The organism is Terrirubrum flagellatum (assembly GCF_022059845.1).
GTDB classification, from domain to species: Bacteria; Pseudomonadota; Alphaproteobacteria; order Rhizobiales; family Beijerinckiaceae; genus Terrirubrum; species Terrirubrum flagellatum.
In genome coordinates this window covers 419,659-433,697 of sequence record NZ_CP091851.1, presented here as the reverse complement: position 1 = coordinate 433,697, position 14,039 = coordinate 419,659, and the positions used below count along the sequence as shown (strand labels likewise).

Genomic DNA, 14,039 nt, shown 5'->3' with positions numbered 1-14,039 from the left:
GCCCATTTCGGGCGGCGTTTTCATTCTGTAGGCTTGCCGAAATCGCGGCGCAACTCATCCTTCGCCGCTTCGAGCCTGTCCTTCTGGCGTTTCGTCAGATTCTTTCCCGCGCGATTGAGATAGAAGCTCAGCATCGACATGGCCGAGCGGAACGGATTGGATTTGCGCCGCTTACTGTGTTCGGCCGAGCGCTTCAGCGAATCCGCGATCGCCTTGGGCGATCCTTTCGTGAAGACGCCTTCTTCGAGGTCGAGCGCGTCGCTGTTTTCCGTGACGTTCGCGGACCATTTGCGCGGCGTTTTTGTCATGGCGGCCTCCCTTGAAACTCTCTGAGGCCAATCGATCATTCGCTCCGGAGTTCCCCGCGGCGAAACGCGCTCTTTTCCGCAATCGCGGAGACGTGCAGATTTCGCCTCCCTCACCGGGAATTGCGCCGATGACTGGCATCGCGGACTCGACTGCCGCCTATGAGGCCTGGCTCCAGCAGCAGCTTGGCGACGAGTTCGTCGCCGACGACGTCAGGAAGAAGCACAAGAAGATGAGGGATGGCGCATTCCCGTTCCTGCGCGCGACCTACTGGCGCTGGGCGGAAACGATCGCGGATCTTCTGCCTGAACTGATGGACGCACCCGAAATTCTCGCGATCGGCGATATCCATGTCGAAAATTTCGGCTGCTGGCGCGACGCGGAGGGCCGTCTCGTCTGGGGCGTCAACGATTTCGACGAAGCGGCCGCGATGCCCTGGCCGCTCGATCTCGTGCGCCTCGCCGCCAGCGCCATTCTCGCGCGCGGCGACAGCGACCATTCCGCGCGCCTCATTTGCGAGACCCTTCTTGGCGGCTATGCGGCCGGCCTGCGCGCGCCCGCCGCGATCGTACTTGAGCAGGACTGGAAATGGCTGCGTCAGGCGGTCGTTCTCTCCGAGAGCGAACGCGCGCAATATTGGGCGAAGATGGCGGCGCTGCAGCAGCCCGGCGCAAAAGCGCCTCCTCAACGATTGGCTGCGGCTCTCGATGCGGCGATGCAGACAGGCGCGGCGATATCATTCGTCGCGCCGCGCACAGCCGGCGCCGGCAGCCTCGGCCGGCCGCGCTTTGTCGCCTCCGCCGTCTGGCAGGGCGGTCCCGTGTTGCGCGAGGCGAAGGCGCTGCTGCCCTCGGCCTGGACGCTGCCGCCGGGCCGCGCGAAAGCGCCCATCCGCGCCGGCGAGATCGCCGGCGGACGCTATCGCGCCGTCGACCCGCATTATCGCATCCGTGACGACGTGGTGACGCGCCGCCTGTCGCCAAGCAGCCGCAAGATCGAGGCGGAGGGTGATATCGACGCGCTGCTCTCGAACGACATGCTCACCGCCATGGGCCGCGAACTCGCCAATTGTCACGCGGCGACCGATGCGGCGCAATCAGCGATCCTCTCCGACCTCGCAAAGCGCGGCGACGACTGGTTGCGCGACGCGGCGAAAAAGGCCGCGAAATTCATCGGGGCCGAACAGGCGGAGTTCGCGAAGTCCGTCTAGAGCAACGTGCGGAAAAGTGGGAACCGGTTTTCCGCAAAAACGTTGCGACAAACAGAAAGATGGAGCGGCGTGGCGATTCGATTTGAACGCCCACCGCTCTATAGAGCGGCGGATCAGATCACGACGTAAAGCCGCTTCGCCGCGCGCGTGACGCCGGTATAGAGCCAGCGCGCCCGCGCGTCCTGGAAGGCGAAGCTTTCATCGAACAGGACGACATCGTCCCATTGCGATCCTTGCGCCTTATGCACGGTCAGCGCCGATCCATAATCGAACTCGTCATAGGCCTTGCGTTCCGGCCACTGGAAATTCTCGATGCCGCCGGTGAAGCATTCCGGCCGCACCGTCACGCGCAGATAGCGCTGGCTCGGATCATCGTCGGAGGCGAGGCGCATGGTGAGCAAAGCGGTGCGGCCTTCCTTGCGCTCCTGCACGATCCAGAGCGAGCCGTTGAGCAACCCCTTCTTACGGTTGTTCCGGAGGCAGACGAGCTTGTCGCCCGCGAGCGGCAATTCGCCTTCGAAGCCGCGCAGCGCGCGCAGGCGCTGGTTGTAGGCGCGGCGCGTATTGTTACGCCCGACCAGCACCTGATCGGCGCCGAGCACGCGCGCCTGATCGACATCGGCGCGCCGCACAACCTGCGTCTCGCCATAATCGCCGACGGACAACGAGCGTCCTTCGCGAATCTCCATGGAGAGGCGCACGATCGGATCGTCCGCCGCCTGTCGATGCACTTCCGTCAACATCGCGTCGGGCTCGGCCTCGGTGAAGAAGCCGCCGCCCGAGATCGGAGGCAGCTGCGCGGGATCGCCCAGCACCAGAAGCGGCGCGCCAAAGGACAGGAGGTCGCGCCCAAGCTCGGCGTCGACCATCGAGCATTCGTCGATGACGATCAGCTTCGCCTTCGACGCCGGCGCGTCGTCCCACAGTTCGAAGTTCGGCTGCTCGGCCGCGCTCTCGCGCGCCTTGTAGATCAGCGAATGGATGGTCGAAGCGCCTTCGCAGCCCTTGCGCTTCATCACCAGCGCCGCCTTGCCGGTGAAGGCCGCGAACAGCACCTTGCCCTCGACGCCCTCGGCGAGATGGCGCGCAAGCGTGGTCTTGCCCGTGCCGGCATAGCCGAACAGGCGGAAGATCTGCGGAACGCCATTGCGGCCGGGCTTCGCCTTCAGCCAGGCGGCGGCGGCCTTGAGCGCGGAATCCTGTTGCGGCGAGAAATCCATCGAATCGGCGGGCTCGGGGAAGCGCCCTGCCTCGCCTGTTTTGGCCGTGAGAACAAGACGGAAACGAACGGGTCTGGCCCGCCCTTCCATCAGCCCTGCCGAAAGCTCATCAGTGGCCGGCTTTCGCGAGCGATTCCGCGAGATCGCGATATTCGTGGCAGCGGCCGCAAAGCGCCTCGAGCTTCGCGAGATTGGCCCTGGCGCCGGCGATGTCGCCGGTCTCGATGAACCATTCGCCCTGATATTCAAGCGCCGGCTTGAATTCGGGATCGATTGCGAGCGCCTCATCGTAATAACGCTTGGCGGTCGGATAATCCTTCATCTTGCGATAGGAATAGGCGGTCCAATTCGCGATGTCGGGCAGCGTCGGATAGTAGATGCGCAACCCGTTCAGCTTCTCGATCGCCTCAGGCCAGCGCTTCTCCTCGATGAGTTGCAGCGCGTCCTTGAAATCGGGCTCCGATTTCAGCGCGGTCAGCGTCGTGCCGACAGCGAGCGCGGACGGCGCGGCGGCGAACGAAAACGCGGCCAGCGTCGCCGTCGCGGCCAGCATGGCGACAATTCGCACGACGCCCTCCCTCGCAGCCTCAAGACAGAATGCCGGCGCGCTTCAGCGCCCAATAGGTCGCCGCGCTCGCGGCCACGCACAAAAACGTGCCGATGATCCAGCCGCCATCCATCTGGGTCAATGGCAGGTCCTTCGTGTTCATGCCGAAGAAGCCGGTCACGAATGTCGCCGGCAGCGCCAGCGCCGTGATGATCGACAGCGCATGAAGATGCCGGTTGGTCTCGCTGTTGATCTTGGTGTCGATCTCGTCATGCAGCAGCCGCGCCCGCTCCTGCAGCACGACGGCGTCGTGGTCGAGCGCATCGAAGCGATGGGCGAGCCGCTCCGCCGTGGCCGCGAGCCCCTTTGGCAGGCGCGGCTCGCTGGCGCGGTCGAGCTTGCGGAAGAGTTCGCGCAGCGCCAGCAACTGGCGATGCATCCTCACCGTCATGCGCCTGACCGGGAGCAATTTGCGCCGGTCGTCGCGCAAGGTATCGGCGAGGACATGATCTTCGATCTGGTCGAGTTCGTCGGAAAGCTCGGTGAGAATTTCGCCGGTCGCCGATGCGAACTGCTCGACGATGGTTTCGATCAACCCGACCGCGATCGCATGGCCGCGGCCTTCCTCGATCGCCTGACGCGCCAGATCGACCGAGCGCAGCGGATGCCGGCGCGCGCTGACCACGAGATGATCATCGAAGGCGAAGCGCAACCGCCCGATCTCGCGCGTGTCGGCTCCGACTTCGCGCTGCAGATCGGCGATCACGCCATGGGCGACGCCGTCGGTGACGCCAAGCGAGAGATGCTCGTCGGGCTTCAGCAGCGTCGTCCTCGCCGCCTGCGGCAGGTCCGGCAAAGAGGCGATGAAATTCTGCGCGCGCAAATCATTATAGGCGAAATGAAGCCAGAGCCAGCCGTCGCGCGATTGCGTCTCTTCGCGGCGCACCGGATCGGGAAGACGCTCAGCCGAGCCATCCTCGCGGAAGCGATAGGCCCAGAGGAGACCCGGAATATCGGCGCGCGCGTCGAGCATGGCGATAGAAGAGAAAGAAGGCGCGCCCGCGAGAGGGGCGAACGGGCGCGCCTGAAGCTTCAGAAAATCTGGCGGAAGATGACGTAGAGCACACCCGACAGCAGGATGGCGCAGGGCAGCGTCAGCACCCACGCCATCAGCAGGTTGCGCACCGTCGACATCTGCAGGCCGGAATTGTTCGCGGCCATCGTTCCCGCGACGCCCGACGAGAGCACATGCGTCGTCGAGACCGGCAGACCATAGACATCGGCGGCGAAGATCGTGCCGGCGGCGACGAGCTCGGCCGAGGCGCCCTGAGCGTAAGTCAGGTGCGTCTTGCCGATCTTCTCGCCGACGGTGACGACGATGCGCTTCCAGCCGACCATCGTGCCAAGGCCGAGCGCGATGGCGACCGCGACCTTCACCCAGAGCGGAATGAAGCGCGTGGCCGAGTCGAGTTCACCCTTGTAGGCGTTGAGCTTCGCCACTTGATCCTTCGACAGCTCGTTCTCCTTGTCCTTCATCAGGAAGCGGATCGCTTCGGAGGCGAGATACATGTCGTTGCGGATGTTGGAGACGGCGGCGGCCGGCACCTTGTCGAGCGCGCCCGCTTTCGCAACCTGATCGGCGATGTCCTTCACCAGCACGGAGAGCGAGGGATAAGTGCCCTCGTTGATCTTGCGCGCCGACACATATTGCGAAACGGCCGGGCGCGGATCGCCGAGCACGTTATAGCCGGCGGCCTTCTCCGCTATGATCTGCGAAGCGACATTCGACGCGGCGGTGAAGGTAGCGACATGATTCGGCGCCGGCGCGCGGTTCAGCGCATAGGCCATGGGAACCGTGCCGATCAGGATCAGCATGATCAGGCCCATGCCTTTCTGACCGTCATTCGAGCCATGCGCGAACGAAACGCCCGTGCAGGTCGCGATCAGGATCGCCCGGATCCACAACGGCGGCGGCTGGTTGCCGCGCGGCTCGGCGTAGAGTTCAGGCGAGCGCACGACAAACTTCATCACGATCAGCAGCAGCGCCGCCATGCAGAAGCCGAACAAAGGCGAAAGCAGCAGCGACCAGCCGATTTCCGTCGCCTTCGTCCAGTCGACGCCTGACGTGCCGTCCTGGCCGCGCATCAGCGCATTGGCGATGCCGACGCCGATGATCGAGCCGATCAGCGTGTGCGACGAAGAGGCGGGGAGGCCGAGCGCCCAGGTGCCGAGATTCCAGATGATCGCGGCGATGAGCAGCGCGAACACCATGGCGAAGCCCGCGCTCGAGCCGACCTGCAGGATCAGTTCGACCGGCAGCAGCGAGATGATGCCGAAGGCGACCGCGCCGCTCGACAAAAGCACGCCGAGAAAGTTGAAGAAGCCCGACCACATCACGGCGACGTTCGCCGGCAATGAATGGGTGTAGATCACGGTCGCCACCGCGTTCGCGGTGTCGTGAAAGCCGTTCACGAACTCGAAGCCGAGCGCGATCAGCAGCGCCACGATGAGCAGGATGAAAGGCGCCCAGGTGGTGACCGGCATGTGCGAGGCCGAGACGTCGGTGTAGACGCTGTAGGCCGTATAAAGCAGTCCCGCGGCGAGCATGCCGAGGAAAATGATCATCGTGATCGGATTGGTTTCGTGATCGAGCTTCGGCCCCTTCTGAGGCGTCGGGCTCACAAGGTTTGGATCGGCGGCGACGTAGGACATGACGGCACGCAGGATTTGCCGGCGCGGGAGAGGCGCCGCCATTAACCAAGCGGGAGGACGTGACGCGGGTGTGACGATTATGGCGTTCGCGAGGCGGCAAGAGCTTCTGAGCCCTTATCGCCTCGATTTCCGGCACAAAGCCGCCTCCCACGCATTGCTTCAGCAGAAGTTGTCTGAGGCTCCGCAATGGATATTTCGATCGACAAGGTTTGCGAGATCATCGCCTACCTCCGCGCGGTGGAGGCGAAAGAGGAGGTCGTCGATCCCGACTCCGGCTCGAACGCCATCGATGATGGCGCCCGCGATATCCTGCAGGACGAACGCGACGACGCCACCGCTGGTCAGGTGCGCGGCGTCATCAATGGCCTCGACGACGACGAGGCCGCCGACCTCGTTGCGCTGATGTGGATCGGCCGGGGCGACTATGAAGCGGCGGAATGGCCGATCGCCCGCGCCGCTGCGCGCGAGCGTCGCGAAACAGCGACGGCGCGTTACATACTTGGGACGCCGAACGCCGCTGATCTCATCAATGAAGGCCTCGCCGCGCACGGAATGTCCTGCGCAGAGGCCGACTGAAACGGGCGCGCGTCGCAACCCTCGGCCGGGAAGCGCGCTGCGGCGAGCCTTATTTGTCCCGCTTGGCGAGACCGCTGAGGAACGCCACCAGCGAGAAGCCGCCGATCCAGCCGAGCACGGTTTCAATCCAGGTCGTCCATCGCGCGACCACACCGCTGTCGATCCAGCCCAGCCACAGTCGCGCCACGCGCGGCTTCGGCGGCGGGTCGGCGTTGGGCTTGGGTGGATTTTGATCCCGCCATTCCGACGGAACATTCGGCTTCCATTCCCTGGATTGCCCGAGACTGACGACTGGCAGGATGAAGTCGACCGAATAGGCCCACGGGCTGAAGCGCGAAATCTTGCTCTGGTCGACCGGTATGATGCCGTCGCCGCGATAGGCGTGATGATAAATGATCGCGCACACGAGCCAGACAATGAAGACGAAAACGCCGATGCGCTGTGGTCGATAGCCGTAGCTCGTGAGCCGTCCATACAGCCAATGAAACAGCCAGGCGCCCCAGTTCAGCGTCTGTGATTGCCTCTTCTCGCGCTCGATCGAAATATCCTTGGCCGCCTCTTCGTAGCCCATGCCGCGCAGCACGCTCGCAAGCTGTGTCCAGGGCTGCGGTCTGAAATCCCCCTTCAGAGCCTTTTCCGGTTGCAGTTCGAGCCAGCGGATTCGCGTTTTCGCCTCGACAGGCGACGTTGGATAAAGCGAATCGTAGATGAAGCCGTTCAGGACCAGACGATCGGGCGTCGACGGTTCGCCTGCGCGCGGGATGAGGCTGTCGTCGTCGACAAGGATCGCGCATTTGGCGTGCATGAGCCGGATTTGTCCGGTGCAACCGGCCATTTTCAGCAGGAAGAGACGCCCGCCGATGCGCGCCTGATGCGCGCAGATTGCGATCGGGCCGTGGGACTCGTTGAAGCCCCATTTCTCGATTTCTTCAATTCGCCGCCCGGTGATTTTGGCGTCGGCGAAATCGGCGTCGCCCTTGATCGCCGCGACATTGAATCTGACGGCGCCCTGGGCGCTGAGATTTTGAAGATTGAGCTGGCCGTCGATCTGCGCGCTGTCGAAGATGAGCGCTTCGGTCTCCTGCGTGTCCACACCCGGCCGCGTCTGCGAATCGAGAATGGCGTCCTGCAGATCGAGGTCCCCGTCGATGCGCGCATTCAGGAGACGAATGCGGCCGTGGTTGACGAACCCGGTCGACATGAAGAAGTCGCCGCGCACATGAGCGCCGTCGCCGGAAACGCCTTTTGCGGAACTGCCGGAGAGGTCGACCGATTTGAGCGTCGCCTGCTCGATGACGATCCTGTCGAGGACGCAGCATTTGAGCTGCATGATGTAGTCGACCGTGCAGGCTTCGAGATCGAGATCGCCCTCGATGAAGCGCCCGGCGACGAAAACGCCCCGCTCATGGACCGGCGCCCGATCGTCTCCGCCCAACAGCAGAAACCGCACGAAACCAGCGCGCAACCTGTTGTCGTCAAGACGCTTTTCGGGACGCGGATCGTCCGGTTTTGCCGGCTCGCCTTTGCGGCAGGCCTCCAGCAATTCGCGCTCGGCCGGCCATAGCGGCTGCCCATCCGAATGAACATAGCTTTCGAAATCGGACAGCGAGCGGCCGAACACTTTCTTCGGCTGATCCGCGTCCGCGGATTTCGGTTTGAAAAGCGCTAACGAATAGGGGCGAATTCTCAACATGGCCGTCTGACCGCGCATGCAGCCTCGCGCACCTTACCGACAATTAGCGAAGTCGCACAGCAAACTGAACGAACAGGCATCAAAACAAAATATTCAGGCGCCTTCGGCCTCAGGCTTTACGAAATGCGCTCACCTTTTCGTGATCCCTCCCCACGGAATAACCCGTCCCCTTACCCGGTCTCCTCCCATGCGGCGCCAAGCGCGCGAGGAGATTTGTCATGTCGAGAGACCATGATCACGAGGACGGCCACACAAGGCGTCACGCGCTCGAATGCATGATCTGGGCGGGAACCGGCGTCGTCTGGACCGTTGCGGGCGGCGTGCCGCAGTCGCGTTTGCTCGGCGAGGCGAAAGCGGCCGAAGGTGGTTTCAGCTTCCTGCAGATTTCGGACAGCCATGTCGGCTTTGACAAGGCGGCCAATCCGCAGGCGCTGAAGACCCTCGAAGAAGCGATCGACAAGGTCGGCGCGTCGCCGGCAAAGCCGCAATTCATGATCCACACCGGCGACATCACGCATCTCTCGAAGGCGAAGGAATTCGACGACGCCGACCAGATCATCGGCCGCGCCAAGCTCGATGTTCACTATGTCCCCGGCGAGCATGACGTGATCGACGAGGCCAACGGCCGCGCCTATCTCGATCGCTATGGCAAGAATGCGAAAGGCGCCGGCTGGTACTCCTTCGATCAGGGCGGCGTGCATTTCATCGGGCTCGTCAATGTCCTCAATCTGAAGGCCGGCGGCCTCGGTTATCTCGGGCCGGAGCAGCTCGCCTGGCTCGCCGCCGATCTCAAGGATCGTTCGAACTCCACGCCGATCGCGGTGTTCGCTCATATCCCGCTCTGGACCGTCTATCCCGCCTGGGGCTGGGGCACCGACGACGGCGCGATGGCGCTCGATATGTTGAAGCGCTTCGGCTCCGTCACCGTGCTCAACGGCCATATCCATCAATTGATGCAGAAGGTGGAAGGCAACATCGTCTTCCACACCGCGCGCTCGACCGCTTTTCCGCAGCCTGAGCCCGGCAAGGCGCCTTCGCCTGGCCCGATGGTCACGCCGGCGGACAAGCTGCGCACAATGCTCGGCGTCACCACCGTTCAGTATCGGCAGGGACAGACCGAACTCGCCATCACCGACACAAGCCTCGCGTGAGACATTCCGAAATGAGCAATTTGAATTCCACGCGCCGCGGCGCGCTCGCTTTCGTCGTCGCGGCGCTTTCGCCTGAAATCTTGCGCGCCGCGCAGGCAAGCGAAGAGATCAAGGTCGATATCGACAATTTCAGCTTCTCGCCCGAGAAGCTCGAAGTGAAAGTCGGCTCCACCGTGATCTGGGAGAACCGCGACGATATCCCGCACAATATCGTCGCCACGGGCAAGCAGTTCAAATCGCCGGTGCTCGACACCGGCGAGGTTTTCCGCTTCACATTCACCGCGCCCGGGACCTACGATTATTTCTGCGGGCTGCATCCGCATATGACGGGATCGGTGATCGTGTCGGCGTGAAAGACGACGTGAAAACGAATTGAAACTGTGAACGACAAAAGCCGCAGCGATCTCTTCGAGCGCGTCGTCCTGCCTCATCTCGACGACGCGTACTCGCTTGCGCGCTGGCTGACCGGCGACGCGGCTGATGCGGAGGATATCGTGCAGGACGCTTGCGTGCGCGCGCTCGGCGCGGTTGAGAAGACGCAGGTGTCACAGCCGCGCGCCTGGCTGCTTGCGATCGTGCGCAACGCCGCCATGAATTGGCTGACGAAAAACCGGCCGCGCCATCTCGTGCTGGTCGATGATTTCTCCGCGACGGAAGCCAATCCGCCCGCGGCCCTGCGCGACGGGCGCGATCCCGAAACGATCCTGATCGCGGCGGCCGAGGAGGAGCAGCTTTCACAGGCGATCGCTGCGCTGCCGCCTTTGTTCCGCGAGACTCTCGTCATGCGCGACGTGAACGGCCTGAGCTATCGCGAAATCGCTGCGGTATCGGGCGTTCCCATCGGCACGGTGATGTCGCGGCTGGCGCGGGCGCGCGATGCGCTGGCGACAAAACTCGTCGGAGCATCACGACCGAGAGGCGCCGCATGAATCTGCCCTCCGATCCCGTGGAACTCCGTTTGCTGCTGAACGCCTACGCCGATGGCGAACTCGACGCCGCGACGGCGCTCGCCATGGAGCGACGGCTCGAAATCGACGCCGCGCTCGCCGACGAGCATCGCCGCATCCTCGCGCTCAAGGACGCCATTGCGACGAAGCTGCCGCGCCTGCGCGCGCCGGATACGCTGAGCGCCAAGATCGCCGCGATGGCCGATGCGCCGCAGCCGCGCGCGACAACGCCCTCGCGCCGCGAGGCTGGTCTGCTTGCGGCCGGTGCGATCATTGGCGCGGCGCTCGCCGCCGCCGGAAGCTACGGACTCCATGTCGCGTCGCGGCCGGACGCGCTGCTCGAGGCGCTGGTGACGAACCACCGCCGGGCGCTGCTTGCGGCCTCGCCGGTCGATGTCGCCTCGTCCGACCGTCACACCGTGCGTCCCTGGTTCGAGAACCGGCTTGCGCTGTCCGTTCCCGCCATCGATCTCGCCGACAAGGGATTTCCGCTGGTCGGCGGCCGGGTCGACATAACAGGCGGAATTCCCGTGGCGACCTTGGTCTATCGCGCCCGCGAGCATCTGATCAGCCTGAGTGTGCTTGCCGCCGAAGGGCCCGCTGGCCCGGCGCGGCGGCTGTCGCGCGACGGCTTCAGCGCCTGGGAGTGGCGCGAAGGCGCGCGCGCCTTCTGGGTGGTGTCGGACGTGGAGGCCGCCGAACTCGAAAGCTTCATCAAGGCGTTCCGGGCGGCCAATTCCAATATCTGACGCATGCGCCGCTGCTGACATGCCCTGTCAGCAGCGGGCCTCGCTTTCGCCGCGGACTCGACCCATATTCCGGCCATGCCGAAAACGCCGAAGAAAGACCCGGCCCGCCCCACGCGCGCCAAGGCGAGCAAGCCGCATCTGAAGCCGCTCGACGAGCATCTCGCCACCCTGCTCAACCCCGGCATTGGCCGTGGCACGGCTGGACCGGGAACGGCCGCCTCCGACCGCGGCTTTGGCGAGGCGCCGCAGGCCTCGTTTGATTCCGGCGTCAGCAATGTCGATCCCAAACTCGCGAAAGCGCTGGGGCTCGAAACGCCGGCGGCGAAGACGCGCGGCTGGGGCAAGGGCGGCGGCAAGTTCAAGCCCGAGCGCTGGGTCGACGAGGTGCCGGTCGCGGGCTCCCTCCCCTCCGACGAGGACGGCCCGCGCGGCCCGGTGGCGCTGAGCGACGCGCCTGACGCGCATATGTTCGGCGGCATGGGCGGCGCGGACGCGACTGCGAAGGCGCTGGAGACGCGGCTGCGCGAAGGCAGCCCCTTCATCGATCCCAACCGCGCCTGGACGCCGCACCGGCCCGAGAGGCCGGACAAGATGGAAGGCGGCATCGCCTTCAAGATGGAGACCGATTTCACGCCCTCAGGCGACCAGCCAACCGCGATCGCTGAACTGGTCGACGGCGTGCGCCGCTTCGAGCGCGATCAGGTGCTGCTTGGCGTCACCGGCTCCGGCAAGACCTTCACCATGGCGAAGGTGATCGAGGAGACGCAGCGCCCCGCGCTCATCCTCGCGCCGAACAAGACGCTCGCCGCCCAGCTCTATGGCGAGTTCAAGAGCTTCTTCCCGAACAACGCCGTCGAATATTTCGTCTCCTACTACGACTATTATCAACCGGAAGCCTATGTGCCGCGCTCCGACACCTATATCGAGAAGGAGTCGAGCATCAACGAACAGATCGACCGCATGCGCCATTCGGCGACGCGCGCTCTGCTCGAACGCGACGATGTCATCATCGTCGCCTCCGTCTCCTGCATCTACGGCATCGGCTCGGTCGAGACCTATACGGCGATGACCTTCACGGTGCAGGTCGGCGACCGCATCGACCAGCGCCAGCTCATCGCCGATCTCGTCGCGCTGCATTACAAGCGCACGTCGGGCGATTTCGCGCGCGGCTGGTTCCGCGTGCGCGGCGACGTGGTCGAGATTTTCCCGGCGCACTATGAGGACCGCGCCTGGCGCGTCGGCCTGTTCGGCGACGAAGTGGAATCGATTCAGGAGTTCGATCCCCTCACCGGCCAGAAGACCGGCGACCTCAAATTCGTGAAGGTCTACGCCAACTCGCATTATGTCACGCCGCGGCCGACGCTGACGCAGGCGATCAAGGGCATCAAGGAAGAGTTGCGCGGCCGGCTCGGCGAACTCAACCGCACCGGCCGTTTGCTTGAATCGCAGCGGCTCGAACAGCGCACGGTGTTCGATCTCGAAATGCTCGAAGCGACGGGCTCCTGCAACGGCATCGAGAATTATTCGCGCTATCTCACCGGCCGCAAGCCGGGCGAGCCGCCGCCAACTTTGTTCGAATATCTTCCCGACAATGCGCTCGTCTTCACCGACGAAAGCCACGTCACCGTGCCGCAGATCGGCGGCATGTATCGCGGCGACTTCCGGCGCAAGGCGACGCTGGCGGAATATGGCTTCCGCCTGCCCTCCTGCATGGACAACCGGCCGCTGCGCTTCGAGGAATGGGAGGCGATGCGGCCGCAGACCGTCCACGTCTCGGCGACGCCCGGCGGCTGGGAGATGGAGCGCGCGGCGGGCGTGTTCGTCGAACAGGTGATCCGCCCGACGGGCCTCATCGATCCGCCTGTCGATATCAGGCCGGCGCGCCATCAGGTCGCCGATCTGCTCGACGAGGTGAAGGAGGTCGCGGCGCGCGGCTATCGCACGCTGGTCACCACGCTGACCAAGCGCATGGCCGAACATCTCACGGAATATCTGCATGAGAACGGCGTGCGCGTGCGCTACATGCACAGCGACATCGACACGATCGAGCGCATCGAGATTCTGCGCGACCTCAGGCTCGGCGCGTTCGACGTGCTCGTTGGCATCAACCTCCTGCGCGAAGGTCTCGACATTCCGGAATGCGCGCTGGTCGCCATTCTCGACGCCGACAAGGAAGGCTTTCTGCGCAGCGAGACGTCGCTGATCCAGACCATCGGCCGCGCCGCGCGCAATGTCGACGGCCGCGTCATCCTTTACGCCGACGGCATGACGGGCTCGATGGAGCGCGCCATCGCCGAGACCAATCGCCGTCGCGAGAAGCAGCAGGCCTACAACACCGAGCACGGCATTACGCCGGCGAGCATCAAGCGCAACATTTCCGACATCCTGAACAGCGTCTATGAGCGCGACCATGTCACGGTCGACAAGGGCGCCGTCGACAAGAAGGGCGATGCGCTTGTCGGGCACAATCTCAAGGCGACGATCGCCGATTTCGAGAAGCGTATGCGCGAAGCCGCGGCCAATCTCGAATTCGAGACCGCGGCGCGGCTGCGCGACGAGATCAAGCGGCTGCAGGCGACGGAGCTCGCCATTGCCGACGACCCAATGGCGAAGCAATCAGATGTGGAAGCGCGCGCCGGCTCCTATGCCGGTGAAAGAAGCTACGGCGACGCCGCAAATTTGCCGCCGCCCTCTTCTCGCGTCAGAAAGCCGACCGACGCCGACATGGGTCCGCATAATTTCGGCGGCGGCGAAGCCGGGCCTCTTGCGACGCGCGCGCGCAAACCAACGCTCGACGAGATGGGGCCGGGAAGCGATCGCGAAAAGCCGCTCGGCAAGGAGCCGCCGCGCGCCGCGCCGGGAACGGCGGGCTACAAGGGCAAAAGGTGGCGAAGAGGGAAGTGATTTTTCGGCGGCGCTGATGACGCC

The 14,039-nt window shown here is 64.3% G+C and carries 13 protein-coding genes; 7 read left to right on the top strand and 6 right to left on the bottom strand.

Going from position 1 to position 14,039, the window contains the following annotated elements; all coding sequences use genetic code 11:
- Positions 1 to 20: 20 nt before the first annotated feature.
- Positions 21 to 308 carry a DUF3175 domain-containing protein gene (locus L8F45_RS02130; protein WP_342361237.1) on the bottom strand — a complete coding sequence of 96 codons (288 nt, stop codon included), beginning with the start codon at positions 306 to 308 and terminating at the stop codon, positions 21 to 23.
- A 128-nt stretch (positions 309 to 436) separates the two neighbouring features.
- Here L8F45_RS02130 and L8F45_RS02125 point away from each other — a divergent pair, with 128 nt between their 5' ends.
- Positions 437 to 1,516 carry a DUF2252 family protein gene (locus tag L8F45_RS02125; RefSeq protein WP_342361236.1) on the top strand — a complete coding sequence of 360 codons (1,080 nt, stop codon included), beginning with the start codon at positions 437 to 439 and terminating at the stop codon, positions 1,514 to 1,516.
- Between the two features lie 113 nt (positions 1,517 to 1,629).
- On the opposite strand, the gene L8F45_RS02120 is transcribed toward L8F45_RS02125, so the two are convergent.
- From L8F45_RS02120 to L8F45_RS02105, 4 genes are all read right to left on the bottom strand, one after another.
- Positions 1,630 to 2,736 (bottom strand): ATP-dependent DNA helicase, encoded by a 1,107-nt coding sequence (locus L8F45_RS02120; RefSeq protein WP_342361235.1) that lies wholly within the window; start codon positions 2,734 to 2,736, stop codon positions 1,630 to 1,632.
- Positions 2,737 to 2,845: 109 nt separating this feature from the next.
- Positions 2,846 to 3,304 carry a tetratricopeptide repeat protein gene (locus L8F45_RS02115; protein WP_342361234.1) on the bottom strand — a complete coding sequence of 153 codons (459 nt, stop codon included), beginning with the start codon at positions 3,302 to 3,304 and terminating at the stop codon, positions 2,846 to 2,848.
- Between the two features lie 19 nt (positions 3,305 to 3,323).
- Positions 3,324 to 4,316: a transporter gene (locus L8F45_RS02110; protein WP_342361233.1), complete on the bottom strand. Its 993-nt coding sequence runs from the start codon at positions 4,314 to 4,316 to the stop codon at positions 3,324 to 3,326.
- Positions 4,317 to 4,375: 59 nt separating this feature from the next.
- On the bottom strand, positions 4,376 to 5,995 hold the full coding sequence (locus tag L8F45_RS02105; protein WP_342361232.1) for an inorganic phosphate transporter: 1,620 nt from the start codon (positions 5,993 to 5,995) through the stop codon (positions 4,376 to 4,378).
- A 186-nt stretch (positions 5,996 to 6,181) separates the two neighbouring features.
- Between L8F45_RS02105 and L8F45_RS02100 the strand changes: the two genes are divergently transcribed.
- Positions 6,182 to 6,571 carry a DUF3775 domain-containing protein gene (locus L8F45_RS02100; protein WP_342361231.1) on the top strand — a complete coding sequence of 130 codons (390 nt, stop codon included), beginning with the start codon at positions 6,182 to 6,184 and terminating at the stop codon, positions 6,569 to 6,571.
- A 49-nt stretch (positions 6,572 to 6,620) separates the two neighbouring features.
- Here L8F45_RS02100 and L8F45_RS02095 read toward each other — a convergent pair whose 3' ends face one another.
- On the bottom strand, positions 6,621 to 8,282 hold the full coding sequence (locus tag L8F45_RS02095) for a hypothetical protein (protein WP_342361230.1): 1,662 nt from the start codon (positions 8,280 to 8,282) through the stop codon (positions 6,621 to 6,623).
- 200 nt (positions 8,283 to 8,482) lie between these two features.
- On the opposite strand from L8F45_RS02095, the gene L8F45_RS02090 reads away from it, so the two are divergent.
- The 5 genes from L8F45_RS02090 (at position 8,483) to uvrB (ending at position 14,015) form a co-directional block, all read left to right on the top strand.
- A complete protein-coding gene (locus L8F45_RS02090; protein WP_342361229.1) occupies positions 8,483 to 9,415 on the top strand; it encodes a metallophosphoesterase family protein in 933 nt (310 codons plus the stop codon).
- 11 nt (positions 9,416 to 9,426) lie between these two features.
- Complete coding sequence (locus L8F45_RS02085; protein WP_342361228.1) at positions 9,427 to 9,768, top strand: cupredoxin domain-containing protein; 342 nt, start codon at positions 9,427 to 9,429, stop codon at positions 9,766 to 9,768.
- A gap of 27 nt (positions 9,769 to 9,795) precedes the next feature.
- Positions 9,796 to 10,344: a sigma-70 family RNA polymerase sigma factor gene (locus L8F45_RS02080; RefSeq protein ID WP_342361227.1), complete on the top strand. Its 549-nt coding sequence runs from the start codon at positions 9,796 to 9,798 to the stop codon at positions 10,342 to 10,344.
- A complete protein-coding gene (locus tag L8F45_RS02075; protein WP_342361226.1) occupies positions 10,341 to 11,111 on the top strand; it encodes an anti-sigma factor family protein in 771 nt (256 codons plus the stop codon). The genes L8F45_RS02080 and L8F45_RS02075 overlap by 4 nt, the downstream gene beginning before the upstream one ends.
- A gap of 75 nt (positions 11,112 to 11,186) precedes the next feature.
- Positions 11,187 to 14,015 carry an excinuclease ABC subunit UvrB gene (gene uvrB, locus L8F45_RS02070; protein ID WP_342361225.1) on the top strand — a complete coding sequence of 943 codons (2,829 nt, stop codon included), beginning with the start codon at positions 11,187 to 11,189 and terminating at the stop codon, positions 14,013 to 14,015.
- The last annotated feature ends 24 nt before the right edge of the window (positions 14,016 to 14,039 follow it).

Coding starts and splice junctions, on each gene's coding strand:
- L8F45_RS02090 (WP_342361229.1), top strand. CDS start 8,483: ATGTCGAGAGACCATGATCACGAGGACGGCCACACAAGGCGTCACGCG.
- L8F45_RS02100 (WP_342361231.1), top strand. CDS start 6,182: ATGGATATTTCGATCGACAAGGTTTGCGAGATCATCGCCTACCTCCGC.
- L8F45_RS02095 (WP_342361230.1), bottom strand. CDS start 8,282: ATGCGCGGTCAGACGGCCATGTTGAGAATTCGCCCCTATTCGTTAGCG.
- L8F45_RS02085 (WP_342361228.1), top strand. CDS start 9,427: ATGAGCAATTTGAATTCCACGCGCCGCGGCGCGCTCGCTTTCGTCGTC.
- L8F45_RS02130 (WP_342361237.1), bottom strand. CDS start 308: ATGACAAAAACGCCGCGCAAATGGTCCGCGAACGTCACGGAAAACAGC.
- L8F45_RS02105 (WP_342361232.1), bottom strand. CDS start 5,995: ATGTCCTACGTCGCCGCCGATCCAAACCTTGTGAGCCCGACGCCTCAG.
- L8F45_RS02110 (WP_342361233.1), bottom strand. CDS start 4,316: ATGCTCGACGCGCGCGCCGATATTCCGGGTCTCCTCTGGGCCTATCGC.
- L8F45_RS02125 (WP_342361236.1), top strand. CDS start 437: ATGACTGGCATCGCGGACTCGACTGCCGCCTATGAGGCCTGGCTCCAG.
- L8F45_RS02075 (WP_342361226.1), top strand. CDS start 10,341: ATGAATCTGCCCTCCGATCCCGTGGAACTCCGTTTGCTGCTGAACGCC.
- L8F45_RS02120 (WP_342361235.1), bottom strand. CDS start 2,736: ATGGATTTCTCGCCGCAACAGGATTCCGCGCTCAAGGCCGCCGCCGCC.
- uvrB (WP_342361225.1), top strand. CDS start 11,187: ATGCCGAAAACGCCGAAGAAAGACCCGGCCCGCCCCACGCGCGCCAAG.